Consider the following 24695-nt stretch of genomic DNA (forward strand, 5'->3'; position numbering starts at 1 on the left):
TTGCAGGGCCGGGCATGGCAGGATTCGGCTAGTGAGGATGCCTGCACTGCGCCGCCGTAAGCCCGATGACCTGCCCGGGGTCAGCGGCGTCGTGCGCTTGGACCACCGCACGAAGAACCTGACGAAACGGCTCAAACCGGGCGAAATCGCCGTCATCGATCACCTCGACATCGACCGCGTCAGCGCCGAGGCCCTGGTGGCTTGCGAGGCCGGCGCCGTCGTGAACGTCCGCCCGTCGGTCAGCGGCCGCTACCCGAACCTGGGCCCGGACATCATCGTGCGCGCCGGTATCCCGCTCATCGACGACGTCGGCCCGGACCTCTTCAGCGCCCTGCACGAAGGCGAGCGGGTGCGTGTCGACGGCGACACCATCTACCGCGAAGGCAGCGGTGAGGCCGCCGGCTCCGGCATCCGGCACGACGAGGCCAGCCTCGGCAAGCTCATGAGCGAGGCCCGTGAGGGCCTGTCGTCCCAGCTCGAGGCGTTCGCGGCGAACACCATGGAGTTCCTCAAGCGCGAACGCGAACTGCTGCTCGACGGCGTCGGCGTGCCGGAGATCCGTACCGACCTCGACGGCCGGCACGTGCTCATCGTCGTGCGTGGCTACGACTACAAAGAAGACCTGTCGACGCTGCGGCCCTACATCCGCGAGTACAGCCCGGTGCTCATCGGGGTCGACGGCGGCGCCGACGCCCTGCTCGAGGTCGGCCTCAAACCGGACCTGATCGTCGGCGACATGGACTCCGTCTCCGACGACGCGCTGGCCAGCGGCGCCGAGCTGGTCGTGCACGCCTACCGCGACGGCCGGGCGCCCGGGCTGGGCCGGCTCGAACGCATGGGGTTGTCGGGAGTGCCGTTCGCGGCCACCGGCACCAGCGAGGACATCGCGATGCTGCTCGCCGACGACAAGGGCGCCAGCCTCATCGTCGCCGTCGGCAGCCACGCCACCCTCGTCGAGTTCCTCGACAAGGGCCGTTCCGGTATGGCCAGCACCTTCCTCACCCGGCTTCGGGTGGGCAGTAAGCTCGTCGACGCCAAGGGCGTGAGCCGGCTGTACCACAGCCGGATTCCGGTCTGGATGCTCGCGCTCCTGATCGTGGCGGGCATCATCGCTGTCGGCGCCGCGATGTACGCGACGCCGACCGGCCGGGCTTACCTCGACATCGTCGGTTCGTGGTGGGACCGCTTCTACTTCTGGGTGCAGGGGCTTTTCTGACGTGATCGACTTTCGATATCACCTGGTCTCGATCATCGCCGTGTTCTTCGCGCTGGCGGCCGGCATCGTGCTCGGCGCCGGGCCGCTCGGTGACCGGGTCGACGACAATCTCGCCGACCAGACCTCGGGCCTGCGCGACGAGAACCGCGACCTGCGCGAGCAGCTCGAGGCCGCCCAGACCGACCTGGACTTCCAGGAGCAGTTCATCCAGGAGGTCATGCCGCGGCTGGTCTCCGGGCAGCTGGACGAGGAGCACGTCGGCATCATCGCGATGCCCGGCGCCGACGAGGATACCGTCGCCGCCGTCCGTGAGACGTTGCAGACCGCCGGCGCCACGGCCGATCTCACCGTGCGCATCGAGCCGACCTGGACCGATCCCGACTCCGAGCCGGTCCTCGACGAACTGGCCAGCGAGCTGGTGACGTCGGGTACCGAGCTGCCCACCGAGGGCGGCGGCTACACCCGCGGGGCGACCGTGCTGGCCTCGGCGCTGCTGGCGCAGCCCAGCGGCGAGCCCGGCGGCGGCGCGCACGAGACCGTCGACACCGCCACCGTCACCGCGTTCCAGGAGTCCGAGCTCATCGTGCTGGAGCAGGACGCCTCGGTGGCGCCGACCCTGGCCGTCATGGTCGCAGGGTCGGTGTCCGGCGACGACGCGGAGGACCGGCTCGGCCGGCTGACCGATCTGGCGCAGCAGTTCGACGCCGCCGGTGCCGGCAGCGTCGTGGCCGGGCCGGCCGCCACCGCCGACGGCGGCTTGGTGCAGGCGGTCCGGGAGGACGGCGACCTCGCCGAGTCCGTCTCCACCGTCGACTCCGCCGACCTGCCCAGCGGCCGTGCCGCGATCGTGTTCGCGCTGAACGAGCAGGAGGAAGGCGGCGCCGGCCACTACGGCGTCATCGGTGAGACCGACGGCGTGCTGCCGCCAGTGCCCGAGGCACCCGAAACCGAACCGACCGAGGAGACCTCGTGAGCGCGTCGGGCAGGAGAGGGCGCGCATGAGCCGGCTGCTGGGGAAGCTCGTGGCCGCCGGTGTCGCGGGTGCCGGCGCCTGGCTGGTCGCGCGCCGGATCAACGACACACTGCCCGGCGGCCGGGAGCTCTGGGAGCGCAAGAACTTCCGCGGCTCCACGGTGACGCTGGCGGGCGGGCCCGCGGTAGCCGCTGGTGCCGCCGCCGGTATCGCCGTCGCGCCCGGGCTCTCCGCCCGCACCCGGGTGGCAGGCGTTGCGGCCGCGACGGCCGTGGGCGCCGTCGGGCTCTACGATGACCTGGCAGGTAGCACCTCCAGCAAGGGCCTGCGCGGCCACCTCACGGCGCTGCGCGAGGGCGAGCTCACCAGCGGCGTGGTGAAGATCGGCGTCATCGGCGCGGCCGGTCTCGCCGGCGCGGGACTGGTCAGCGACAACGCGGTCGACGCCGCCATCGGGGGCGCGGCCGTCGCCGGTCACGCCAACCTGCTGAACCTGCTGGACCTGCGCCCGGGCCGGGCCAACAAGGCCGTCCTGCTGCACACCCCGGCCGTGCTGGCAGGGCCGGCCGCGCCACTCGGTGCCGCCGCGGTCGGTGCCGCGCTGGCCAGCCTGCCCGACGACCTCGGCGAGCAGATCATGCTCGGCGATTCCGGTGCCAACACGCTGGGCGCGCTGCTCGGCCTGGCGCTGGTCGCCCGCGAAGGCCGGTGGGCCCGGCTGGCGCATCTCGCCGTCGTCACCGGTCTGATCCTGGCCAGCGAGAAGGTCAGCTTCACGAAGGTCATCGAGCGCACCCCGGGGCTGCGCGAGCTGGACGGCCTCGGCCGGCTGCGCTGACGGTGAACGCGCGCCGGGTCGCGACCGGGGCCGCGGCCGGTATCGCCGGGGGAGCGGCGATCATCGCCGTCGCCGGGGTCCTGTCCCGGGTCGTCGGCTTCGGCCGGCAGCTCGTCTTCCAGTCCCAGGTCGGGGAGACCGTCCTGGGCAGCGTGTACACGACCGCCAACGCCATCCCCAACGTCGTCTTCGAGATCGTCGCCGGTGGCGCGCTGGCCAGCGTCGTCGTCCCCGTGCTGGCGGCGGCGGCCAGCCGGGGCGACACCGGGCAGGTCAAGCAGACCGTCTCGGCGCTGCTCAGCTGGACGGTGACGCTGCTGGTACCGGTGGCGCTGCTGGGCGTGCTGGTGGCCGGGCCGGCCATGGACCTCATGCTCAGCGGGACCGGCGGAGCGGAGGGCGAGCGGGTCGGGCGCGACATGCTGCTGCTGTTCCTGCCGCAGATCCCGCTGTACGGCCTCGCGGTGGTGACCGCCGGCGCCCTGCAGGCACACCGCCGGTTCCTGGCGGCCGCGCTGGCGCCGCTGCTATCCAGCGTGGTGGTCGCGGCCGCTTATGTCGTGTTCGGGCAGGTGTTCACCGGCGACGCCGACAGTCTCGACACGCTCGACCGGAAGAGCGAGCTCGTCCTGGCCGGGGGCACAACGCTCGGCGTGCTGGCCCTCGCGCTGGCCACGCTGCTGCCGCTGCTGATCCGGGTCACGGGTGTGCGCCCGACGCTGCGGTTCCCCGACGGCGTCGGGCGGCGGGTGGCCCGGCTGGCCGGCGCCGGGCTGGTGACGCTGGTGGCGCAGCAGCTGGCGTACTTGACGTCGTACCTGATGTCGAACCAGCACGCCGGCAGCGGCGGCGCCGTCACCTACCTCAACAGTTGGATGGTCTTCCTGCTGCCCTACGCGGTGCTGGCGGTCCCGATCGCGACGGCGGCCTTCCCGCGGTTGTCGGAGGTGGCCGGCACCGACCGGGAGGCGTACGCCACGACGCTGGCCCGCTCCACCCGCGCCGTCGTGCTGGTGTCACTGCTGGGCGCCGCGGTGCTGGTCGCGGTGGCCTGGCCGGTGGCGAGGTTCTTCGGGCTGATCGGGGCGGGGGACGCGCCGCCGGACCGGATGGCCTGGGCGCTGATCGCGTTCGCTCCCGGGCTGGTCGGCTACGGGCTGGTCGCGCACCTGGGCCGGGCGCTGTACGCGCGCGGCCGCGGTCGCGCCTCGGCGGCGTCCACGGCCAGCGGCTGGCTCATGGTGGTCGTGGTGGCCGTGGCGCTCACCGGGGCCGTCGCCACCGAACGGGCCACGGCCGCGCTCGGGCTCGCGCACACCGTGGGCCTGAGCCTCGCCGGCGTGCTGCTGGTGCTCGCGGTGCTGCGCGACTCCGGCGGCGCGGCGATGGCCGGGGTAACCCGTACGACGGCGGCGGGCGTGGCCGGCTCCGCCCTCGGTGCGGCGGCGGGCTGGGCGGTTGCGGCGGCGTTCCCGACCGGCTCGGCGCTGGTGCAGGTGGCCGCCGGCCTGGTGGCCGCGCTGGCGGTGACGGCGGTGGCGCTGGCGGTGTGCTGGCCGTTCCTGCGCGGCGATCTGCGCGCGCTGCTCCGTCCGGGCGCCGGGAAATGATCACGTTCACCATGGGTACTCCCGCGCTTCACCAGGCATGCTTACCTGTTGAAGCGGGAGTAGGCCTGGTGGCGGACACAGGAGGCAACACGCACATGAGACTCACTATCGTCGTCGGCATGACGGCCGGCGGCGTCGGCGCGCACGTGCGGTCCCTGGTGGAGCGGCTCGGCGATCACGGCGTGACCGTGGGCGTCGCCGGCCCGGCCGAGACCCAGGAGCGGTTCGACTTCGTCGGCGCCGGTGCGCGGTTCGCGCCGGTCGCCATCGGCAGCGCGCCCAACCCGCCCGCCGACCTCGCCGCCGTCCAGGGCCTGCGGCGGGCGTTCGCCGGCACCGACGTCGTGCACGCGCACGGCTTCCGGGCCGCGGCGCTGTCCGGACTCGCGCTCGGCCGACGGCGTCCGGACCGGGTACCGCTGCTGGCCACGTGGCACAACGCCGTGCTGGCCAGCGGTCCGAAGCGGGTCCTGCTGGCCGGCCTCGAGCGGCTGGCCGCGCGCCGGTCCGACGTCACCCTGGGTGTGTCGTCGGACCTGGTGGCCCGGGCTCGCGAGCTGGGCGCGCCCGACGTGCGGCTGGCTCCGGTGGCCGCACCGCGCGTCAGCGAGCCCACCCGTGACCGCGACGCCGTCCGGGCGTCCCTGGGCGCCGTCGACCGACCGTTGCTGCTGGCGGTGAACCGGCTGGCCGAACAGAAAGGCCTGGACACCCTGCTGGCCGCGGCCGAGCGGTGGCGCTTGCGCGACCCGCAGCCGCTGGTCGTCGTCGCTGGCCACGGCCCGGAGCACGCCCGCCTGCAACAGGTCATCGACCGCGACGGGCTCCCGGTGCGGCTGCTCGGCCAGCGCACCGACGTGCCCGACCTGCTCGCCGCTGCCGACCTCTACGTCCTGACCTCGGTGTGGGAGGGCCGTCCGCTCGTCATCCAGGAGGCCATGCAGGTCGGGCTGCCGGTCGTCACGACGGCGGCCGGCGGCGTGCCGGAGCTGGTCGGCGACGGAGCCGAGGTGGTGCCCGTCGGCGACGTGGCGGCGGTCGCCGACACCGTGAGCGCTCTGCTCGACGACGCCGGACGCCGGGCCGAGCTGGGCAAGCGGGCGCTGGCGCAGGCGGCGAGCTGGCCGGACGAGGACGACAACGCGCGGCTGGTGGCCGACCTGTGTCGCGAGGTGCTCGCCGGGTCGCGGTGACGCGGGGCACGGGGGTTCCGGCAGGACTGTGTTCGCTTCACCAGGCAAACATGCCTGGTGAAGCGGGTGCACCCATGGTGAACGTGATCATTTGGGTGGGGAGAGGGGTCCGCCCCCGCCAGCCGCGAGTCCGGCGGGGGCGGTATGGCCACCACGGGGGAAAGTGGCCGAAGCCAAACGTACCGGACCAAGATCGGCAAGCCACCCCGAATAGAGAAAGATCTCATCAAGGTTGGGACTCGATTCCCGGCCGCCGACACCATGACGAATCGAGTCCGGGCGCGTCGGCACAGCCGCGGCCGGGGAACTGTTAGGCTGGAGGTCCGTGGGAACAGCTCTGGAGCGTCCTCGCGCCAGGGTCCGCACACGCAGACCGGTTGGCCCGAAGACGGGTCGAGCCGACCAGATTGACCACGGGAGCCCTCCTTGGCCTTGCAGCCGACCACCCATGTGTTCGTGACCGGAGGCGTCGCCTCCTCTCTCGGTAAGGGGCTCACGGCCTCGTCACTGGGGAGCCTTCTCACCGCGCGTGGGCTCCGGGTCACCATGCAGAAGCTCGATCCGTACTTGAACGTCGACCCTGGGACGATGAACCCGTTCCAGCACGGCGAGGTGTTCGTCACCGAGGACGGCGCCGAGACCGACCTCGACGTCGGTCACTACGAGCGCTTCCTCGACCGCGATCTCAACCGCTCCGCGAACGTCACCACCGGCCAGGTGTACTCCGACGTGATCGCGAAGGAGCGGCGCGGCGAGTACCTGGGCGACACCGTCCAGGTCATCCCGCACATCACCAACGAGATCAAGGATCGCATGGTGGCCATCGGCGACGGCGACGTCGACGTGGTCATCCACGAGATCGGCGGCACCGTCGGCGACATCGAGTCGCTGCCGTTCCTCGAGGCGGCCCGGCAGGTCCGCCATGACGTCGGCCGCGACCGCTGCTTCTTCCTGCACGTCTCCCTGGTGCCGTACCTGGCGCCGTCGGGTGAGCTGAAGACCAAGCCGACGCAGCACTCCGTCGCCGCGCTGCGGCAGGTCGGTATCACGCCGGACGCCATCGTGTGCCGGTCCGACCGCCCCATCCCGGTCGGCGTGAAGCGCAAGATCTCGCTCATGTGCGACGTCGACGCCGAAGCCGTGGTGGCCGCCGTCGACGCGCCGTCCATCTACGACATCCCGAAGGTGCTGCACGCCGAGGGTCTGGACGCCTACGTCGTGAAGCGGCTGGGCCTGTCCTTCCGAGACGTCGACTGGACCACCTGGGACGAGCTGCTGCGCCGGGTCCACCACCCGCGGCACGCCGTCACGGTCGCGCTCGTCGGCAAGTACGTCGACCTGCCTGATGCGTACCTGTCGGTCACAGAGGCGTTGCGTGCCGGCGGCTTCGGCAACGACGCCAAGGTGCACATCCGCTGGGTGCCGTCCGACGAGTGTGAGACGCCGGAGGGCGCGGCCGCACAGTTGAACGACGTCGACGGTGTCGTCATCCCGGGCGGCTTCGGCATCCGCGGCATCGAGGGCAAGATCGGCGCCATCCGGTACGCCCGCGAACACCGGATCCCGACGCTCGGCCTGTGCCTGGGTCTGCAGTGCATGGTCATCGAGTACGCCCGCTCCGAGGCCGGGCTGCCCGAGGCCAGCTCGGCGGAGTTCGACCCCCAGACCTCGACGCCGGTCATCGCCACCATGGAGGACCAGAAGGGCATCGTGGCCGGGGAGGGCGACCTCGGCGGCACCATGCGGCTGGGCTCGTATCCGGCCGCGCTCGCCGACGGGTCCCTGGTGCGCGAGTTGTACGGCAGCAACCGGGTCACCGAGCGGCACCGGCACCGCTACGAGGTCAACAACCACCACCGTGACGCGCTGGTGAAGGCCGGCCTGGTGGTGTCGGGCACGTCGCCGGACGGCACCCTCGTCGAGTTCGTCGAACTGCCCCGCGACGTGCATCCGTACTTCGTCGCCACCCAGGCGCACCCGGAGCTGAAGTCTCGGCCCACCCGGCCGCATCCGCTGTTCGCCGGGCTGGTGGCGGCCGCCGTCGAACGGCAGCAGGAGACCCGGCTGCCGGTGGACGTCGAACCCGCGGTGGTCTCCTAGTCGGTACCGGAGGCGACAGTGCCGGAGGCGGCGGTGTCGGGCGCGGTGGCGCCGGCAGCCGCCTCGGCCACCAGCCGGTTGCGCAATTCGTCGAGTAGAGCCGGGTCGGGCATCGGCAGCCCGGCCAGTGCGCTGAGGTAGAGCCCGTCGCCGACCAGCCGCACCATCTCGGCGGTCACCGGGTCGGCGATGTGCTCGCGCAGGATCTGCGCCCACCGCACGAAGCAGTAGATGACGTGGTCACGGGCTTCGGCGCTGGCGATGTCGTTGGTGCGCAGCGCCGCCAGTAGCGACCAGTACAGTGCGCCCTCGGCCGAGGCGGGCACTGACGTGCGCAGGAAGAAGCCGATGACGTCGTCGGACTCGACGGCCTGCTGGAACTCCGCCTCGGCGGATTCCGCCAGCCGCCGCGCCAGCGCGGTGATCAGTGCTTCCTTGCTGGGGAAGTGGTAGAGCAGGCCACCTTTCGAGACCCCCGCCACCTCGGCGACGTGTTCGAGCGTGACCGCGTGCAGGCCGGTGTCGACGAGGATGCGTTCGAGCGCGTCGAGGATGCGGTCGCGCGAAGAGGGGCGTGGCACGGGGAACAACCTTAGTGTCGGGGCCTGTTACTGTACCGTCCGGACGGTTTATTTTAGCGCGGGAGAGTGCACGATGACCACGATGGAGCAGGAGCGGGTGCTGGCCGGGCCGCGGGAGTGGGCGGCGCTGGTGGTGCTCATCCTGCCGGTGCTGCTGATCTCCATCGACATGACCGTGCTGAGCTTCGCCGTGCCGCACCTGAGCGAGGACCTCGCGCCCAGCGGCACCCAGCTGCTGTGGATCGTCGACGTCTACGGCTTCATGATCGCCGGGCTACTGGTGACCATGGGCACCCTCGGCGACCGCATCGGCCGGCGCAAGCTGCTGCTCATAGGGGCGACGGCGTTCGGCGCGGCATCCGCGCTGGCCGCCTACGCCACCGACCCGGCCATGCTGATCGGGGCTCGGGCGCTGCTCGGCATCGCCGGCGCCACTCTTATGCCGTCCACGCTGTCTCTGATCCGCAACATGTTCCACGACGTCCGCCAGCGCACCCTGGCCATCGCCATCTGGGCGACCATGTTCTCCGCCGGGGCCGCGCTCGGCCCGATCGTCGGCGGCTGGATGCTGGAGCACTTCTGGTGGGGTTCGGTGTTCCTGGTCGCGCTGCCGGTCATGGCGCTGCTGCTGATCCTCGGCCCGTTCCTCGTGCCGGAGTCGCGCAACCCGCACCCGGGCCGGTACGACCTCGCCAGCGCCGCGATGTCGCTGGCCGCCATGCTGCTGATCGTCTACGGGCTCAAGGGGCTCGCGGTTCACGGGCTGTCGTGGACCTACGCGCTGGCACTGCTCGCCGGCCTCGCGGTCGGAGTGGCGTTCGTGCGCCGGCAGCGCCAGCTGGAATCGCCACTGCTGGACCTGGCGCTGTTCGCGCGCCCGGCGTTCAGCGCCTCCGTCGTCACCAACCTGATGACGACGTTCGCGATGATCGGCGCGCTGTTCTTCATGACCCAGTACCTGCAACTGGTGCTCGATCTGAGTCCGCTGCGGGCGGGCCTGGTTCTGGTGCCCGGCCTCGCGCTGGCCATCCTGACCGGCCTGGCCGCCGTCCCGCTGATGCGGCGGCTGCCGACACCGTGGCTGCTGTTCGTGTCGCTGTCGACGGTGGCCGCCGGTTACCTGCTGATGACCCAGGCCGGCGCAGACGCCGGAGCCGGGCTCATCGCGGTCGCGTTCGTGCTGGTCGGTGGTGGTGTCGGGTTGGTGCAGACCATCACGAACAACATCATCATGAGCTCGGTCGACCCGAACCGGGCCGGTGCCGCGGCGGCGGTGTCCGAGACCGCGTACGAGGTGGGCGGCGGCATGGGCACGGCCGTCCTCGGCAGCGTGCTGACCGCCGTCTACGCGGCCGGCCTCGGGTCGGTCAGCGGGGTGGACGCGGAGACGATGGGCCGCGCCCGGGACACCCTGGGCGGCGCGGTCGACATCGCCGCGAGGCTCGACCAATCGTCTGGGCCGGCGCTCCTGGCGGCCGCGGAGTCGGCGTTCACCACAGCCGTGCACGTCACCAGCATCATCGGCGCCGTCGTCGTGGCCGCGGCCGCCGTCCAGGCCCTCGTGGTGCTGCGCCGCGCCCCGTCCGAATGATCTGAATGATCGCGTCGAGCGGCGGCCCCCTTGCCGGCCGACTCCGCACGTAGCCGATGAAAGCGGCGACAGCTCAGGATGCGTCATCCGATCGCCCGGCTTCGAGTCGTGCCCATTGGGCGATCGGCCGCCCGTGCAGACGGTACGGGTGCGGGTGCCCGCCCTTGCTCTCCTCCAGGTTCGGATTCGACCACGGTTGCGGCCAGCCGGCCGGGGAGTCCTGCCAGAGTTCCTGGCGGCCATAGACGGTCAGGTCCAGCAGCCGGTAGCTGTTGTCCATCGCCTCGACGCCTCGACCGCTGGTGGAGTACGTCTCGAACACTCGGTCACCGCTCCGCAGGTAGCAGACCAGGTAGAACATGCCGACTTGACGTCCGGCCAGGAGTTCCCCCACCGATTCCTGCGCCGAGTACCAGGGCACATCCCAACCCATGAAGTCCCGATAGCGGACGCTCTCCTGGTACGGCCCTTGGCAGAGCACGGCGAAGGTCGTATCGCGCGAATGCAGGATGGACAGCTCGCGAACCTGGCCGGTGTAGAACGTGCAGCCCTCGCACACCTCGGCGGTCGTGGCGCCCTCGTGCCACATGAAGTAGTACGCGATGAGCTGGCGACGCCCGTCGAAGGCATCCAGCAGAGTGGTCGGCCCGTTCGGTCCGACCAGCGCGCTGCCCGCGTCGACCTCGACCATCGGTAGCCGCCGGCGGGCCGCGGCGATGGCGTCGCCTTCCCGGCTGTGCGCCTTCTCACGAGTCCGCAGCTGCTCCAGTTCAGCCTGGAAGGTTGCCCGGTCGACGGTCACCGGCTGGCCGAGGTTGGCAGGTTCGTTCGTCATGACGTGTCTCCTTCTCGTTCCATCGTGGTACCTACCGACGAAGGGAGCGGCCGGGAATCGACATCGGCAGGGAAGTGGTTCAGACTTCCTCGCGCTGTTTGCCGCGGGCGAACCCGGCGATGGCGGTCGCCATGCCGAGGGCGGCGAGGACGGCGATGATGGCGAAGGCCGTGTGGAAACCGTGGATGCCGGATCCTGCGACCAGCGCGGTGGATACCCCGGCGACTCCGGCGGCGCCGCCGACCTCGCGCGTGGTCTCGATCAGGCCGGACGCCAGGCCCGAGTCCGATTGAGAGACGCCGGTCAGGGCGCCGATCTGAAGCGCTGGCTCGACCAGTCCGAAGCCGATGCCGGCGAGCAGGAAAGCGGGCAACACATCGGTGACGTAGCCAGCGTCGCCCGGGATCCGGGCCAGCCACAGCGCTGCGACCGCAAACAGCGAAAGCCCTGTGATCAGGAGCCGACGCACGCCCACCTTGGCGGCGAGCCGGCCGCCGGTCATGGCGACCGGGAAGATGGTGGCCGTCGTGGCCAGCCATGCCAGACCGGTCAGGATCGGCGAATAGCCCAGCGCCTGCTGCATCAGCAGTGAGCCGATGAAGATGAACGCCAGGAACGCGCAGCTCGCCAGGAACGCGGTGAGGTTGGCGGCGACGAGCGACCGATTCCGCAGCGCGGCGGGCGGAATGAGCGGGGCCGCGGTGCGTGCTTCGATCCGCACCAACGCCGACAGCAGTACGGCAGCCGCTGCGAACAGCGCCAGTGTTGACCCGGCAACCCAGCCATCGCTGGCGGCATGGTGCAGCGCGTAGACGCACAGCAGCAGACCTCCCGTCACCGTGATCGCGCCGGCGATGTCGAGTCGCGCGTTACGGTCGCCGGCCCGTTCGGGAGCGAAAACCACCGCGAGTCCGATCAACAGCAGTCCGGCCGGAAGGTTGATGTAGAAGGCCCAGCGCCAACCCGGTCCTGCGGTCAGCAATCCGCTGGCGACCACGCCCACCGACGCGGCAATGCCGCCGACGGCGCCGAAGAAGCCCAAGGCGCGGTCACGCTCCGGTCCCTCCGCGAACGTCACGGCGATCAACGACAGGGCCGCCGGGACGATCAGCGCCGCGCCGAAACCCTGCACGGCACGGGCCGCGATCAACACGCTGGCCTGCTGCGCTGCTCCGGCCAGAAACGACGCGCCGGTGAAGACCGCCAATCCGGCGATGAAGATGCGCCGGCGGCCCAGCCGGTCGGCCATTCTTCCGCCGAGGAGGAGGAAACCGCCGAGCAGCAGGCCGTACGCGACGACGACCCACTGCAGGGTGCTGTGTTCGACCCCGAACTCGCGCTGCATCGATGGCAGCGCGACGTTCACGATCGCCATGTCGAGGCCTGCCATCGCCATGGCCGCACAGGCCATGGCCAACACGAGGCCTCGTCTGATCCGCTGTGCCGGTTCGGCCGCGGTGATGATCCTGGGTTGAGTCGCTACCTGTGCCATCGGTCCGTTCCTCGTCTCGCCGGTTTTGACCCACCGACGAAGGAGACGAGTCGGAATCGACATCACGCCGAGAAACTCTCAAGAATCGTGCAGGCGGCCCGTCAGGTAACGGCGCTCGGCCTCGGTCGGTGCCAGGCTGAGCGCCTCCTCGTATGCCAGCTTGGCCTCGGCCATCCGGCCGTCCCGCCGGAGCAGGTCGGCGCGGGTCGCGGGCAGCAGGTGATATCCGTCGAGACGGCCGGACTCGGCAAGCTCATCCACCAGCGCGAGTCCGGCAGGAATGCCGTCGGCCATCGCGATCGCCACGGCGCGGTTGAGCTCGACCACCGGGGACGGCGCCAGGCGGCCCAGCTCGCCGTAGAGTGCCGCGATCTGAGGCCAGTCGGTGCTTCCCATGTCTGGTGCGGTCGTGTGGCAGGCGGCGATGGCTGCCTGCACCTGATACGGCCCAGTTCCCTGCATGGTCAGCGTCTGATCGAGGACCGCGGTCCCCTCCTCGATCATGGAACGATCCCACCTGGCCCGATCCTGATCTTCGAGCGGGACCAACATGCCGTCCCTGGTGCGTGTCGCTCGGCGCGCCTCGTTGAGCAGCATCAATGCCAACAGGCCACGCGGCTCGGGTTCGTTGGGCATCAGGCCGACGAGCACCCTGGCGAGGTGGATCGCCTCGGCCGTGAGCGCCCGGCGACCGTCCTGCTGGTCGTAGCCCTCGTTGTAGATCAAATAGAGTACGGCCAGCACCGCGGCTAGTCGCTCGGGGAGCAGCTCGGCGGGTGGAACGCGGTACGGGATACCGGCGTCGGCGATCTTGCGTTTGGCTCGGACCAGCCGTTGCGCCATCGTGGTTTCGGAGGTGAGGAACGCCTTCGCGATCTCCGGAGTGGTCAACCCGGCGAGGGTGCGCAGCGTGAGCGCGATCCTGGCCTCGAACGGCAGCGCCGGGTGGCAGCAGGTGAAGATCAACCGTAGCCGCTCGTCCGGAATCTCTTCCAGATTCGGCTCATCCGGAGCATCGCGGGCCAACACGGCCAGCTCGCGAAGCTTTGCCTTGCCGGCCATGTCGCGCCGTAGCCGGTCGGTCGCGCGGTTCCGTGCGGCCGTAGTGAGCCAGGCGCCCGGCCGGCTCGGTATGCCGTCCCGCCGCCAGGTCGACAGCGCGGCCGCGAACGCCTCCTGGGCACAATCTTCGGCCAGATCCCAATCGCGGGTCATGCCGATCAGGGTCGCGACCACCTGACCCCATTCGTCGCGATACGCCGCGTCGACCGCGGCTCGTACCGCATCGTCGGGAGGAGTCGCGGCGTCGTCGGAGGCGGTCATTCCCAGACCGGGCGGATCTCGACGCTCCCGTGCAGGGCATACGGGTGACCTCTGGCGATCTCGATCGCCTCGTCAAGATCGGCGCACTCGATGAATACGACGCCGCCGACGAAGTCCTTGGTCTCCGCGAATGGGCCGTCGGAGACCAGGGTTTCACCGTTGCGCACCCGGACCGTCGTTGCGTTGGCGACCGGCCGCAGTCGGGCGCCGTACAACTCGGCGCGGCGCCGGTCCAGGTCTGCAGACCAAGCCTGGTGTACCGGATCGGCATTCAGTTCTTCCATGCTCGGTGAGATCGACTCGTCATTGCAGATCAACAGGGCGTATCTCATGAGCGAGAGTCTGGCACGATCACGACGCTGCCTGCGGAACTCAACCGAAGGCCCACGACCGCCCCGGAGGCGGCCACGTCGCCGAGCGACCTGCCCCTCGGCAGTATCGGCACCACGACCTGTCGCTGAGCGTCATACCGGTAACCTGGGCGGTCGTGGGTATCCAGATCGCGCCGAGCATCCTGTCCGCCGATTTCGCGAACCTCGAGTCCGAGATCGCCCGCATCGGCGACGCGGACCTGGTGCACGTCGACGTCATGGACAACCACTTCGTGCCCAACCTGACCCTCGGCCTGCCGGTCGTCGAGGCGATCCTGGCTCGCACGACGCTGCCGGTCGACTGCCACCTGATGATCGACGACCCCGACCGATGGGCGCCCGGGTACGCCGAGGCCGGTGCCCACAACGTCACCTTCCACGTCGAGGCCGCGGCCGCGCCGGTCCGCCTGGCCCGTGAGATCCGCCGGCATGGGGCGCGGGCCGGGGTCGCGCTCAAACCGGCCACCCCGGTCGAGCCCTTCGAGGCGCTGCTGCCGGAGATCGACATGCTGCTGGTCATGACCGTCGAACCGGGCTTCGGCGGCCAGAGCTTCCTCGACGTATGCCTGCCGAAGATCCGCCGGGCGCGGGAGATGGTGTCGCGGTCCGGCCTCGACGTGTGGGTCCAGGTCGACGGGGGAGTGTCCGGCGAGACGATCGAGCGGTGTGCCGGCGCCGGCGCCGACGTGTTCGTGGCCGGATCCGCCGTGTACGGCGCCGACGACGCCGCGAAGGCCATCGACGACCTGCGCCGCCTCGCGGGCAACGCCACCGGCTGAGCGTAAGCCTGGACGCACGCCGTTAGCCCTGCGCGTTAGCCCGGAAACGGGCAAGTCGTCGGGCCAACGTGGCCCAGCGACAGCGACCGGCGCACGCGGTTAGCGTCCTGCGCGTCGCGGATTGCCCGCGTACCTTGGCCGTATGGCCGAGGAGACCGAATCGGGAGGCGCTGTGAGCGCTGCACAGCTGCTGAGCCGCAGTCCCAGGTCGACGATGGGTTACACGGTGGCCGATCTGCATGCACTGCCGGACAACGGTCCGCGGTACGAGCTGATCGACGGGAGCATCATCGTGTCGCCATGGGCCACGTTGAGCCACAACCTCATCGCCTACTGGCTGGTGAACGTGCTCGACCATGCCAATCCGCAGCAGGGGTACGTCGCCAGTGCCGACAGTCCGTCACGGTGGGCGACCACAACGAGCCACGGCCGGACGTGGTGGTCGCCCACGTGTCGGTGTTGGACATCACCCCGTTCCCGGTCGACAAGCTGTCGCTGGCCGTCGAGGTCGTCTCGCCGACCTCGGTGCTCCGCGACACGGCGACGAAGCGGGCACTCTACGCCCGGGCGGGGGTTCCGGCGTACTGGATCGTCGTGCCGGAGCGGGACCCCGCCGACATCCGCATCGCCGAGCTGCGCCTGGACGAAGCGACCGGTGAGTACGCCTACCGCACGCCGTACACGTCCGAGGCGTTCAGCACCGACCACCCGTGGCCGGTCACCGTCGATGTACCTGCGCTGGTCGATCGCTGGGCGGCGTTGCTGAAACAGGCCTGACGCCACCCACTGGGAATGCGCCGCGGTGGTGACCGGTTATTCTGGACGAGACACCACGCGTGCTCCGGGGTCGGTGAAAGTCCGAACCGGCGGTGACAGTCCGCGACCCGGCCGCTCGTCCCCACCAGGACGGCGGACGGTTGACCCGGTGGAACTCCGGGACCGACGGTTAAAGTCCGGATGGGAGGAAGCACGCGCGGCCGTCGTGGCTGGTCGCGCTCTGCCGCGCGTCCAGTCCGCTCGGCCGTACGCGGCACTGACCGCACTTGCCCCGGAGCCCGCTCGACAAGAGCGAGGAGGGCCCGGTGGCCACGGAGGCGGAGCTGGCGGCGATGCGCCGAGCCATCGAGCTCGCCGCGCGCGGCGAGCTCACGACGCCCCCCAACCCTGAGGTCGGCTGCGTGGTCCTCGACCCCGCGGGCCGTCCCGTCGGTGAGGGCTGGCACGAGCGCCCGGGCGGCCCTCATGCCGAGATCGAGGCCCTGACGCGGGCCGGTGACCGTGCCCGCGGCGGCACCGCGGTGGTCACCCTCGAGCCGTGCGACCACACCGGGCGCACCGGTCCGTGCACCCGGGCGCTGATCGAGGCCGGCGTCCGCCGGGTCGTCGTCGCCGTGGCCGACCCGAATCCGGTCGCCGCCGGCGGCACTGCCACGCTGCGGGCGCACGGCGTCGACGTCGAAACCGGCGTCCTGGCCGACGCCGCTGCTCGGGCCAACGCGCGATGGCTCACCCCGTTCCGCACCGGCCGGCCGTTCGTGGTGTGGAAGTTCGCCGCCACGCTCGACGGCCGCAGCGCCGCCGCCGACGGCACCAGCCGCTGGATCACCGGCCCGGACGCTCGCGCGGACGTGCACCGGCTGCGGGCCGCGGTCGACACCGTCGTCGCCGGTGTCGGGACCGTCCTCGCCGACGATCCGCAGCTCACCGCCCGGCCCGGCACCGACCACACAGTCCGCCAGCCGCTACGCGTCGTCGTCGACACCTCCGGGCGAACCCCCGCCACCGCACGGGTTCGTGACGACGAGGCGCCCACCTGGATCGCGACGGCCGAGGACGTGGGCGCGGCCCCCGACGGCCGGGTCGATCTCGCCAAGCTGCTGCACCGCCTCCACGAGCGCGGCCAGCGCTACGTCCTGCTCGAAGGCGGGCCCACTCTGGCCGGCGCGTTCTGGCGGGTCGGCCTGGTCGACCGCGTCGTCGGCTATGTCGCACCCGCGCTGCTCGGCGCCGGACCGGCCGCCCTGGCCGACGCCGGCGTCACCACCATCGGCGCCGCCATCCGGCTCGACGTCAGCGACGTCGCGGTCGTCGGCGGCGACATCAGGATCACCGGAACCCCGCAAGAGCTCAGGAAGGCGTGAGGCATGTTCACCGGGATCGTCGAAGAACTGGGAGAACTGGTCGCCATCGGCGGCGACGCCGACGACGGCACGCTCACCGTCCGCGGCCCGAAGGTCGTCAGCGACGCCGTGCACGGAGCGTCCATCGCGGTCGACGGCGTGTGCCTCACCGTCGTCGACGTCGACGGTGACCGGTTCACCGTCGACGTCATGCGGGAGACGTTCGACCGCTCCACCCTCGCCAAGCTGACGCCCGGCGACGTCGTGAACCTTGAGCGGGCAGTACGGGCGTCCGACCGTCTGGGCGGCCACATCGTCCAGGGCCACGTCGACGGCGTCGGCACGGTCGTGTCCCGCACGCCGGGCCAGCGGTGGGACGTCGTGCGGGTCGAGGCGCCGGCCGGATTGATGCGCTACATCGCCGAGAAGGGTTCCATCGCCGTCGACGGGGTGTCACTGACGGTGTCCGGTCTCGGCCCGGGTTGGTTCGAGGTGAGCCTCATCCCAACGACGCTCCAGCTCACGACGTTGGGCCGGCGGCAACCGGGCGACCAGGTCAACCTGGAGGTCGACGTCGTCGCCAAGTACGTGGAGCGGCTGACGGAGGTGGACCGATGACCGTCGACCTGGACACCGTCGAACGGGCCATCGCCGACATCGCGGCCGGCAAAGCCGTGGTGGTCGTCGACGACGAGGACCGCGAGAACGAAGGCGACCTCATCTTCGCCGCATCCCGGGCCACGCCCGAGCTCATGGGATTCACCATCCGGCACACCTCCGGTGTCGTCTGCGTGCCGATGCTGGGCAGCGAGCTGGACCGGCTGAAGCTGCCGCCCATGACCGCGGTGAACGAGGACCGCAAGGGCACGGCATTCGCCATCTCCGTCGACGCGCGGCACGGCGTCACCACCGGCATCTCCGCCACAGAGCGGGCGCACACCGCGCGGGTCCTGGCCGACTCCGCCACCGAGCCGTACGAGCTGAGCCGGCCCGGCCACGTCTTCCCGCTGCGCGCGATGGAGGGCGGCGTGCTGCGCCGGCCCGGCCACACCGAGGCCGCGGTCGATCTCGCCCGGCTGGCCGGGCTGTCACCGGCCGGCGTGCTGTGCGAGATCGTCCACGACGACGGGTCGATGATGCGTGCGCCCGCCCTGCGGGAGTTCGCCGACCGGCACGGCCTGGCCATGATCTCCATCGCCGACCTCATCCGGTATCGGCGGCGCACCGAGCGGCAGGTCGAGCGGGTCGCCACCACCCGGCTGCCCACCGCCCACGGCACGTTCACCGCGCACGCCTACCGCGACGTGCTCGACGGCAGCGAGCACGTGGCGCTGGTGATGGGGGACGTCGGTGCCGACGACGTGGGCGACGACGCGGTCCTGGTGCGGCTGCACTCCGAATGCCTGACCGGCGACGCCCTCGGCTCGCTGCGCTGCGACTGCGGACCACAGCTGCGCGTCGCGCTCGACCTGGTGGCGGAGGCCGGCCGTGGCGTCGTCGTCTACCTGCGCGGGCACGAGGGCCGCGGCATCGGCCTGGTGCACAAGCTGCAGGCCTACCAGCTGCAGGACGGCGGGCTGGACACCGTCGACGCCAATGTCGAGCTGGGGCTGCCGGCCGACGCCCGCGACTACGGCACGGGTGCGCAGATCCTCGCCGACCTCGGCGTGCGCACCATCGCGCTGATGACGAACAACCCGGCCAAGCTGACGGGGGTCGAGGGTTACGGGCTCAAGCTGGCCGAGCGGGTGGCGCTGCCGCCGTCGGCCAACCCGGAGAACCTGCGCTACCTGACCACGAAGCGGGATCGGATGGGCCACGACCTCGGCGATCTGCAAGGCTCGTCGCCGGCCGACGCCGACACACCCTAGATCGGACAAGCGGAAGGGAACCTGGCATGAGCGGTGAGGGCGCGCCGGAGTTGCGCGTGGAGAAGGTGAGCGACCTCCGGGTCGCGGTGGTGGCCGCGCTGTGGCACCAGACCGTCATGGACGGGCTGCTCGCCGGCGCCCACCGGGCCTTGGAGGAAGCCGAGGTGCGCGACGCGTTGGTGCTGCGGGTGCCTGGATCGTTCGAGCTGCCGGTCGCGGCGGCCCGGCTGGCGCGCGCCGGGTACGACGCCGTCGTCGCGCTTGGCGTCGTCGTGCGTGGCGAGACGCCGCACTTCGACTACGTCTGCCAGGCCGCCACCGACGGTTTGACCAGGGTAGCCGTCGACACCGGGGTCCCGGTCGGCTTCGGCGTGCTGACCTGCGACGACGAGCAGCAGGCGTTGGACCGCGCCGGCCTGCAGGGGTCGAAGGAGGACAAGGGCTACGAGGCCACGCAGGCCGCGCTGGCCACGGTGGTGGCGCTGCGCGACTGCTACGCCTGAATGGTGCGCGGGGCGCGGCGCCCTGGCCGCGGTGTCCGGCCCGTGAACCTTGCGGGCGCGGGGCCGCCGCGTTTCCGTACCCTTGTGCGACGTGAAGAGTTTCGAGGACCTGTGGGTCGAGCTGTCCGCCAAGGTGGAGTCCGGTGAGCCCGGCTCCGGCACGGTCGAGGCGGTCCGCCATGGCGTCCATCACGTCGGGAAGAAGGTCGTGGAGGAAGCCGCCGAAGCCTGGATGGCGGCCGAGCACGAGAGCACCGAGCGGGCGGCCGAAGAGATCTCCCAGCTGCTCTACCACGTCCAGGTCCTGATGTTGGCACGCGGCGTCACTCTCGACGACGTGTACGAGAAGCTCTGAAAGGCGTTCCTTCCATGTCCACGACCCTGCGCATCGCCGTGCCCAACAAGGGCTCTCTCGCCGGCCCGGCCGCCGAGATGCTGCGCGAGGCGGGCTACCGCCAGCGCTCCAACGGCGCCCGCGACCTCGTGCTGCGCGACCCCGACAACAACGTCGAGTTCTTCTACCTGCGTCCGCGCGACATCGCCGTCTACGTCGGTTCCGGCACCGTCGACGTCGGCGTCACCGGCCGCGACCTGCTGCTGGACTCCGGTTCGGCCGCCGAGGAGGTGCTGGCGCTCGGGTTCGGCGGGTCCACGTTCCACTTCGCCGCCCGGCCCGGTACCGCGGAGAAGGTCTCCGACTTCGCCGGCCTGCGGGTGGCCACCTCCTACGCCGGGTTGCTGGAGACCTACCTCGCCGACCGCGGTGTCGACGCGTCGGTGATCCGCCTGGACGGCGCGGTCGAGACCGCCGTTCAGCTCGGCGTCGCCGACGTCATCGCCGACGTCGTCGAGACCGGCACCACGCTGCGGCAGGCTGGTCTCGAGATCGTCGGCGAGCCGATCCTGAAGTCCGAGGCGGTCCTGGTGGCTCGCTCCGACGGCGCCCGCCCGCCGGCCGTTGACCTGCTGCTGCGCCGGCTCAACGGCGTCCTGGTGGCCCGCGGGTACGTGATGATGGACTACGACATCCGCGCCGAGCGGGTGGAGGAGGCGAACGCGCTCACCCCGGGGCTGGAGTCCCCGACGGTGTCGCCGCTGCACCGCGAGGGGTGGGTCGCCGTCCGGGCCATGGTGCCGCGCGCGGATGCCCAGCGAGTCATGGACGATCTGTGGGCCATCGGTGCCCGGGCCATCCTCGTCACCGACATCCTCGCCTGCCGCATCTGAGCCACGTCCCGTGATCATGTTCCCTTGCGGTCGCTGACGGCCCGCGAGGGAACATGATCACGGGCGAAGGGTGCATGCAACCCGGAATCGCTCGTCATCCGTCACCATGGTGAGGACGGGCGGGGAGGCGGGTTCATGGCGGGAGTCGACGAGGCGTCGTATCGCGAGTTCGTCGGCGCGCGCCGCCGCACCCTGTTGCGGACAGCGTTCCTGCTCACCGGCGACTGGCACGCCGCCGAGGACGTCGTCCAGGAGACTCTCGCCAAGGTGTACGTGTCGTGGCGGAAGGTGCGCCGCCGCGAGGACGCGGTCGGATACGCCCGCCGGACCCTGCTCAACGCCTACATCGACAGCACCCGCCGGCCCTGGCGGCGCGAACACGCCGTCGACACGGTCCCTGACCGCGTCGGCCACGGTGACCCCGCCGACCTGGGCGCCCCCGACACCCGCGACCGGCTCATGGCCGCGCTGGCACGAGTACCGGCCCGGCAGCGGGCGGTGCTGGTGCTGCGCTTCTGGGAGGACCTCTCCGTCGAGCAGGTCGCCGAACTGCTCGACTGCAGCTCCGGCAACGTCAAGAGCCAAACGGCGCGCGGCCTGGAACGGTTGCGCGAACTGCTGGGCGCCGACGAGCTCGTGGCATTGAGGGATGCGGTATGACCGACGCGAAGCTGAAGGAACTGTTCGAACAGGCCCTGGCCGGGGAACCCCGCGGGCAGATACCCGTGGACGACGACATCGCCCGCGGCCGTGCCCTGCGCTCCCGGCGCCGGCGCACCCGCATCGGCGGCGGCGTGGCGGTGCTCGCCGTCGTGGGCGCGGGCGTGGTCGTCGCGCCCGTGCTCGTCCCCGACGGCGACGGCGCGCCCGCGGCATCCGACCCCAGCAACCAGGTCTGGCCCTACGACACCCCGGCGAGCGTGCCCGCCCGGGACGACGCTTTCGAACTCCACGGCCTTGGCCCCCAGTCCGGGGCGGGGCTGAGCGAGTCGACGCGTTCCCACGCGTCGACGATCTTCGCCGAGGTCTCGCCCGAAGGCGTGGTGTCGATGCCGGGAAGCCAGCTCGACCTCTGGACGGCTGTGAGCAGCGCACTGCCCGCGGACCTCGCGCTGGCCAGTGGTCCCGTCGTACGAGAGCAGCCTGGGAGTGGTCCCGGCCTGCTGTTCTCCGCCGTTCGCGGGGGTACGACGTTCACGGTCGACATCCGGCTCCAGGAAGCACGGCCCGACCTGCCGGAGTTCCAGCCGTGCCGCGAGCCTGCGGAGGTTCCCGACGGCGTCGCCACCTGGGCGCCGTGCGAGCAGGGTTACGACGACGACAGCCGGTGGCGCATCGTCGGCCAAGCCGGTGACGACACAGGCGTCGCGGTCGCCGAGGGCGGCAGCGTCGCCGCGATGGTCGAGTGGAGCTCGACGATCCACGATGTCGGCACCGCGACCGACACCGTCGGCGACTTCGCCGAGACGCTCACCTTCGAAGAGGCCAACGCGGTGGTCGAGGCCGCCTGGTCGGCGGGGTCGGAGTACGACGTGGGAGAGCTCGTCACCGGGTGGGACATGGAATTGGCCCGGGACACGTGGCCGCAGATCGAGGAGGCGTTCGAAACCGGGCTCGGGTTGGGTGAGCTGACCCGGACGTCGTTCGACGACGGCGACCCGTCGACCATCGTGGCCCGCTACCGCACGGCCGACGACGTCGAGGTCGACCTGGTGGTGTGGCAGGACGACCGCTTCTACGAGAACCTCTGCACCGCCGACGCGTCAGGAGCGTGCGAATCGTGGTTCGGCAGCGAGACCTACTTCCAGGAGCTCGACGACGCCGACGTCGCTCTGGCCGCGGGTGGATTCGCAGGCCTCGGCAGCTACTTCGTGAGGATCGGTGCCGGTGCGCCGGTCGACACCGACCGTGACGTCGGAGCGGCGCTCAAGAACGCCATCCCGCGGCGCGGGGTGACCGCGACCCCGGCGTCGAACACCGACTGACGCACGACGGGGATCGGCTCAACACCGATCCCCGTTCGCTCCCTGCGGCTCGACGTCAGCCTCTACGCCGGGCGGATCCCTGACGTAGTTGGTCGATCATCGAGACATCCGGCCTAGCGCCCGTCAACGTAGGCTTGGTGGTGGTTGGGTTAGGTGCGTCTACACCAGTGATCCCAGCTGAGCCCCGGCGTGTGCTGCTGCGACTCCACGCCGGGGCTTCTTGCTGGTCGTCGATACGCCCAGGGCCGCACGGCCGGCCGTGCAACCGCGCCGGGTCGGTGCTCCGTGGACGGGGTGTAACCCTGGAGGACGACGGAGGCGACCATGCTGGCGATCGACGAGGCGTCGTTCCGCGCGTTCGTCGACGCGCGCAGCCGTCCTCTGCTGCGCACTGCGTTCCTGCTGACGGGTGACTGGCAACTGGCCGAGGACTTGGTGCAGGAGACACTGACGAAGATCTACGTCGTGTGGCGGCGGGTGACACGGCGGGACGAGCTGGATGCGTATGCCCGCAAGGTGCTCGTCAACACGTACATCGACACCACCCGACGGCCGTGGCGACGCGAACACGTCGTCGAGGTGGTCCCGGACCGGATCGGAACCGGCGATCCCGGCGACAGCGCCGATCCCACCACGCGGGACCGGCTGCTCACTGCCTTGGCGGCGGTTCCGGCGCGGCAGCGGGCGGTGTTGATCCTGCGGTTCTGGGAGGACCTCTCCGTCGACCAGGTCGCCGAGCTGCTCGCCTGCAGCTCCGGCAACGTCAAGAGCCAGACTTCGCGTGGCCTCGAGCGGCTGCGTCAGGTGCTCGGCCCGCAGATGCTCGCGACCATGGAGGAGCAACTATGAGCAGCCCGGCATTGAAGGAGTTGTTGGAGTCAGCGCTGGCGGGTGAACCGGCACGGGGCGTGTCGGCTGACGCGGTCGTCGCCCGCGGCCGGGCTCGGCGGGCGCGTCGGTTGCGCCGTCGCGCCGGTGCGGGCGTGCTGGTGATCACCGCCGCGGCGGCCGGCTTGGCTCTGCCGTCGTCGCCCGTGTCGGTCGTGGACGCGGAAGTGGCGCAGGCACCGACCACCGGCGGCGTACGGGCCGACGCCGTCCTGTCGCCCGCGGTGGCCGACGACCCCGTGAAGCTGGAGATGTGGGAGGCCGTCGACGACGCGCTCCCAAGTGACGTGCGCCTGGTGGAGGATTCGTACGTCTATGGCGACACGCCGGGGCCTGGCCTGTATCTGAGCCTGGAGCGGGGCGACGTCAGGTTCAGCCTCAGCGTGTGGCTGCAGAACTCGCGGCCGGACCTCGCCGACTACCGGCCGTGCACGGAGCCGGAGCCACTGATGGGCGAGTCCAGCCTGTGGTCGGATTGTGAGCAAGGCGCGGACGACGACGGCCGCTGGCGCGTGGTGGGCAGCGACGACGGCCGGGACACCTTTCTCATCCTCGACGGCGAACCCGCCGCGGTCGCGCTGCGTTGGGGCGTCAACTACGACGGCGCCGAGGTCGACGATCAAGGGATGCCGCTGGAGACCAAGACCGCGCTGACCGAGGCCGAGGCGGACCGGGTCGCCGATGCCGTCTGGTCGGTCGGCGCGCGGCACACACCGGCCGAGCTGGTCAGCGGTGTGGACCTGGAGGCGACGTCCGGCGCTGCATGGGCACAGATCGAGGCGGCCCTCGAAGAGGCGTTCGGCCAGCTGACCGTCGTCGAGCCCGTCGACGGCGAGGTGCGGGCCTCGGCCGGCGGCGTGGACGTCCAGACCGGCCTGGTGTCGGCTACCTACGAGACGGCCGACGGGGTGCGAGTCGACGTCGCCGTGGCGCAGAAGGACCGGCTCTATGAGCCGATGTGCATCGAGCGGTACGGCGAATGCTCGCTGTTCCCCGGCGCAGTCCACGCCTTCGGCACGGGGGACCCGGCCGCCGGACAGGCCGCGAGCGGCACGCTGGGCCAGCGAGGCACGCTGGTGGTCCGCACCGATGCGGCGAGCCCAGAGCTGGAGGCCGCGGTCAACCGGGCCAACGTGGCGGCGATGCAGGCGGTGCCGTTCCTGGGCGACGAGCCGTTTCCGTTGCCGGACGAGATGTAG

General features: G+C 71.2%; 24 protein-coding genes and 1 riboswitch. Of the genes, 19 read left to right on the top strand and 5 right to left on the bottom strand.

Annotated features, from left to right (window positions below; translation table 11 throughout):
• The first annotated feature begins 37 nt into the window (after nt 1-37).
• The 6 genes from steA (at nt 38) to JIAGA_RS0119895 (ending at nt 7930) form a co-directional block, all read left to right on the top strand.
• Nucleotides 38-1216: a putative cytokinetic ring protein SteA gene (gene steA, locus JIAGA_RS0119870; protein ID WP_035812760.1), complete on the top strand. Its 1179-nt coding sequence runs from the start codon at nt 38-40 to the stop codon at nt 1214-1216.
• Between the two features lies 1 nt (nt 1217).
• Complete coding sequence (locus JIAGA_RS31070; protein WP_051426290.1) at nt 1218-2189, top strand: copper transporter; 972 nt, start codon at nt 1218-1220, stop codon at nt 2187-2189.
• Between the two features lie 25 nt (nt 2190-2214).
• Nucleotides 2215-3027, top strand: coding sequence for a hypothetical protein (locus tag JIAGA_RS0119880; RefSeq protein WP_026877998.1), 813 nt, complete (start codon nt 2215-2217; stop codon nt 3025-3027).
• Nucleotides 3028-3029: 2 nt separating this feature from the next.
• On the top strand, nt 3030-4637 hold the full coding sequence (gene murJ, locus JIAGA_RS0119885; protein ID WP_035812762.1) for a murein biosynthesis integral membrane protein MurJ: 1608 nt from the start codon (nt 3030-3032) through the stop codon (nt 4635-4637).
• Between the two features lie 95 nt (nt 4638-4732).
• Nucleotides 4733-5830, top strand: coding sequence for a glycosyltransferase family 4 protein (locus tag JIAGA_RS0119890; RefSeq protein ID WP_035812764.1), 1098 nt, complete (start codon nt 4733-4735; stop codon nt 5828-5830).
• Nucleotides 5831-6280: 450 nt separating this feature from the next.
• Nucleotides 6281-7930 (top strand): CTP synthase, encoded by a 1650-nt coding sequence (locus tag JIAGA_RS0119895; RefSeq protein WP_157553692.1) that lies wholly within the window; start codon nt 6281-6283, stop codon nt 7928-7930.
• Here JIAGA_RS0119895 and JIAGA_RS0119900 read toward each other — a convergent pair.
• Nucleotides 7927-8511: a TetR/AcrR family transcriptional regulator gene (locus tag JIAGA_RS0119900; RefSeq protein ID WP_035812766.1), complete on the bottom strand. Its 585-nt coding sequence runs from the start codon at nt 8509-8511 to the stop codon at nt 7927-7929. The genes JIAGA_RS0119895 and JIAGA_RS0119900 overlap by 4 nt on opposite strands.
• 73 nt (nt 8512-8584) lie before the next feature.
• On the opposite strand from JIAGA_RS0119900, the gene JIAGA_RS0119905 reads away from it, so the two are divergent.
• The gene (locus tag JIAGA_RS0119905) at nt 8585-10102 is read left to right on the top strand and encodes an MFS transporter (protein WP_026877027.1); all 1518 of its coding nucleotides are present in this window, start codon (nt 8585-8587) and stop codon (nt 10100-10102) included.
• 73 nt (nt 10103-10175) lie between these two features.
• On the opposite strand, the gene JIAGA_RS0119910 is transcribed toward JIAGA_RS0119905, so the two are convergent.
• The 4 genes from JIAGA_RS0119910 to JIAGA_RS0119925 all read right to left on the bottom strand — a co-directional run bounded on the left by JIAGA_RS0119910 (nt 10176) and on the right by JIAGA_RS0119925 (nt 14084).
• Nucleotides 10176-10937, bottom strand: coding sequence for a DUF899 family protein (locus tag JIAGA_RS0119910; protein WP_026877028.1), 762 nt, complete (start codon nt 10935-10937; stop codon nt 10176-10178).
• A 79-nt stretch (nt 10938-11016) separates the two neighbouring features.
• The gene (locus JIAGA_RS0119915) at nt 11017-12429 is read right to left on the bottom strand and encodes an MFS transporter (RefSeq protein WP_026877029.1); all 1413 of its coding nucleotides are present in this window, start codon (nt 12427-12429) and stop codon (nt 11017-11019) included.
• 78 nt (nt 12430-12507) lie between these two features.
• Nucleotides 12508-13752, bottom strand: coding sequence for an RNA polymerase sigma factor (locus JIAGA_RS0119920; RefSeq protein WP_026877030.1), 1245 nt, complete (start codon nt 13750-13752; stop codon nt 12508-12510).
• Nucleotides 13749-14084, bottom strand: coding sequence for a YciI family protein (locus JIAGA_RS0119925; protein ID WP_026877031.1), 336 nt, complete (start codon nt 14082-14084; stop codon nt 13749-13751). The genes JIAGA_RS0119920 and JIAGA_RS0119925 overlap by 4 nt, the downstream gene beginning before the upstream one ends.
• A gap of 155 nt (nt 14085-14239) precedes the next feature.
• Between JIAGA_RS0119925 and rpe the strand changes: the two genes are divergently transcribed.
• The 12 genes from rpe to JIAGA_RS0119985 all read left to right on the top strand — a co-directional run bounded on the left by rpe (nt 14240) and on the right by JIAGA_RS0119985 (nt 24695).
• Entirely contained in the window at nt 14240-14902 is a 663-nt protein-coding gene (rpe, locus tag JIAGA_RS0119930; RefSeq protein ID WP_026877032.1) for a ribulose-phosphate 3-epimerase, read from the top strand.
• A 300-nt stretch (nt 14903-15202) separates the two neighbouring features.
• Nucleotides 15203-15679, top strand: a complete 477-nt coding sequence (locus JIAGA_RS33995; RefSeq protein WP_342673665.1) for a Uma2 family endonuclease — start codon at nt 15203-15205, stop codon at nt 15677-15679.
• 55 nt (nt 15680-15734) lie between these two features.
• A riboswitch (FMN riboswitch) is annotated at nt 15735-15877 on the top strand.
• Nucleotides 15878-16011: 134 nt separating this feature from the next.
• Nucleotides 16012-17043: a bifunctional diaminohydroxyphosphoribosylaminopyrimidine deaminase/5-amino-6-(5-phosphoribosylamino)uracil reductase RibD gene (gene ribD / locus JIAGA_RS0119940; protein WP_342673707.1), complete on the top strand. Its 1032-nt coding sequence runs from the start codon at nt 16012-16014 to the stop codon at nt 17041-17043.
• A 3-nt stretch (nt 17044-17046) separates the two neighbouring features.
• On the top strand, nt 17047-17640 hold the full coding sequence (locus JIAGA_RS0119945) for a riboflavin synthase (protein WP_026877034.1): 594 nt from the start codon (nt 17047-17049) through the stop codon (nt 17638-17640).
• Nucleotides 17637-18893: a bifunctional 3,4-dihydroxy-2-butanone-4-phosphate synthase/GTP cyclohydrolase II gene (locus tag JIAGA_RS31080; protein ID WP_035812768.1), complete on the top strand. Its 1257-nt coding sequence runs from the start codon at nt 17637-17639 to the stop codon at nt 18891-18893. Before JIAGA_RS0119945 ends, JIAGA_RS31080 begins: the two co-directional genes overlap by 4 nt.
• Nucleotides 18894-18919: 26 nt before the next feature.
• Nucleotides 18920-19396: a 6,7-dimethyl-8-ribityllumazine synthase gene (ribH, locus tag JIAGA_RS0119955; RefSeq protein WP_026877035.1), complete on the top strand. Its 477-nt coding sequence runs from the start codon at nt 18920-18922 to the stop codon at nt 19394-19396.
• A gap of 91 nt (nt 19397-19487) precedes the next feature.
• A complete protein-coding gene (locus tag JIAGA_RS0119960) occupies nt 19488-19751 on the top strand; it encodes a phosphoribosyl-ATP diphosphatase (protein ID WP_026877036.1) in 264 nt (87 codons plus the stop codon).
• A 14-nt stretch (nt 19752-19765) separates the two neighbouring features.
• On the top strand, nt 19766-20623 hold the full coding sequence (hisG, locus tag JIAGA_RS0119965; protein ID WP_026877037.1) for an ATP phosphoribosyltransferase: 858 nt from the start codon (nt 19766-19768) through the stop codon (nt 20621-20623).
• Between the two features lie 135 nt (nt 20624-20758).
• Nucleotides 20759-21283, top strand: coding sequence for a SigE family RNA polymerase sigma factor (locus JIAGA_RS0119970; protein WP_026877038.1), 525 nt, complete (start codon nt 20759-20761; stop codon nt 21281-21283).
• Entirely contained in the window at nt 21280-22608 is a 1329-nt protein-coding gene (locus JIAGA_RS0119975) for a hypothetical protein (protein ID WP_026877039.1), read from the top strand. Before JIAGA_RS0119970 ends, JIAGA_RS0119975 begins: the two co-directional genes overlap by 4 nt.
• Nucleotides 22609-22932: 324 nt before the next feature.
• The gene (locus JIAGA_RS0119980; RefSeq protein WP_026877040.1) at nt 22933-23457 is read left to right on the top strand and encodes a SigE family RNA polymerase sigma factor; all 525 of its coding nucleotides are present in this window, start codon (nt 22933-22935) and stop codon (nt 23455-23457) included.
• A complete protein-coding gene (locus JIAGA_RS0119985) occupies nt 23454-24695 on the top strand; it encodes a hypothetical protein (protein WP_026877041.1) in 1242 nt (413 codons plus the stop codon). The genes JIAGA_RS0119980 and JIAGA_RS0119985 overlap by 4 nt, the downstream gene beginning before the upstream one ends.

Origin of the sequence: Jiangella gansuensis DSM 44835 (assembly GCF_000515395.1) — a bacterium.
GTDB classification, from domain to species: domain Bacteria; phylum Actinomycetota; class Actinomycetes; order Jiangellales; family Jiangellaceae; genus Jiangella; species Jiangella gansuensis.

What these genes read in the sequence shown, in the direction of transcription:
- JIAGA_RS0119970 (WP_026877038.1), top strand. Translation starts at nt 20,759, where the DNA reads ATGGCGGGAGTCGACGAGGCGTCGTATCGCGAGTTCGTCGGCGCGCGC.
- JIAGA_RS0119975 (WP_026877039.1), top strand. Translation starts at nt 21,280, where the DNA reads ATGACCGACGCGAAGCTGAAGGAACTGTTCGAACAGGCCCTGGCCGGG.
- steA (WP_035812760.1), top strand. Translation starts at nt 38, where the DNA reads ATGCCTGCACTGCGCCGCCGTAAGCCCGATGACCTGCCCGGGGTCAGC.
- ribD (WP_342673707.1), top strand. Translation starts at nt 16,012, where the DNA reads ATGCGCCGAGCCATCGAGCTCGCCGCGCGCGGCGAGCTCACGACGCCC.
- JIAGA_RS0119910 (WP_026877028.1), bottom strand. Translation starts at nt 10,937, where the DNA reads ATGACGAACGAACCTGCCAACCTCGGCCAGCCGGTGACCGTCGACCGG.
- JIAGA_RS0119925 (WP_026877031.1), bottom strand. Translation starts at nt 14,084, where the DNA reads ATGAGATACGCCCTGTTGATCTGCAATGACGAGTCGATCTCACCGAGC.
- JIAGA_RS0119915 (WP_026877029.1), bottom strand. Translation starts at nt 12,429, where the DNA reads ATGGCACAGGTAGCGACTCAACCCAGGATCATCACCGCGGCCGAACCG.
- JIAGA_RS0119920 (WP_026877030.1), bottom strand. Translation starts at nt 13,752, where the DNA reads ATGACCGCCTCCGACGACGCCGCGACTCCTCCCGACGATGCGGTACGA.
- hisG (WP_026877037.1), top strand. Translation starts at nt 19,766, where the DNA reads ATGTCCACGACCCTGCGCATCGCCGTGCCCAACAAGGGCTCTCTCGCC.
- JIAGA_RS0119985 (WP_026877041.1), top strand. Translation starts at nt 23,454, where the DNA reads ATGAGCAGCCCGGCATTGAAGGAGTTGTTGGAGTCAGCGCTGGCGGGT.
- ribH (WP_026877035.1), top strand. Translation starts at nt 18,920, where the DNA reads ATGAGCGGTGAGGGCGCGCCGGAGTTGCGCGTGGAGAAGGTGAGCGAC.
- JIAGA_RS31080 (WP_035812768.1), top strand. Translation starts at nt 17,637, where the DNA reads ATGACCGTCGACCTGGACACCGTCGAACGGGCCATCGCCGACATCGCG.
- JIAGA_RS0119890 (WP_035812764.1), top strand. Translation starts at nt 4,733, where the DNA reads ATGAGACTCACTATCGTCGTCGGCATGACGGCCGGCGGCGTCGGCGCG.
- JIAGA_RS0119945 (WP_026877034.1), top strand. Translation starts at nt 17,047, where the DNA reads ATGTTCACCGGGATCGTCGAAGAACTGGGAGAACTGGTCGCCATCGGC.
- JIAGA_RS0119905 (WP_026877027.1), top strand. Translation starts at nt 8,585, where the DNA reads ATGACCACGATGGAGCAGGAGCGGGTGCTGGCCGGGCCGCGGGAGTGG.
- JIAGA_RS0119980 (WP_026877040.1), top strand. Translation starts at nt 22,933, where the DNA reads ATGCTGGCGATCGACGAGGCGTCGTTCCGCGCGTTCGTCGACGCGCGC.
- JIAGA_RS33995 (WP_342673665.1), top strand. Translation starts at nt 15,203, where the DNA reads ATGGGCCACGTTGAGCCACAACCTCATCGCCTACTGGCTGGTGAACGT.
- JIAGA_RS0119880 (WP_026877998.1), top strand. Translation starts at nt 2,215, where the DNA reads ATGAGCCGGCTGCTGGGGAAGCTCGTGGCCGCCGGTGTCGCGGGTGCC.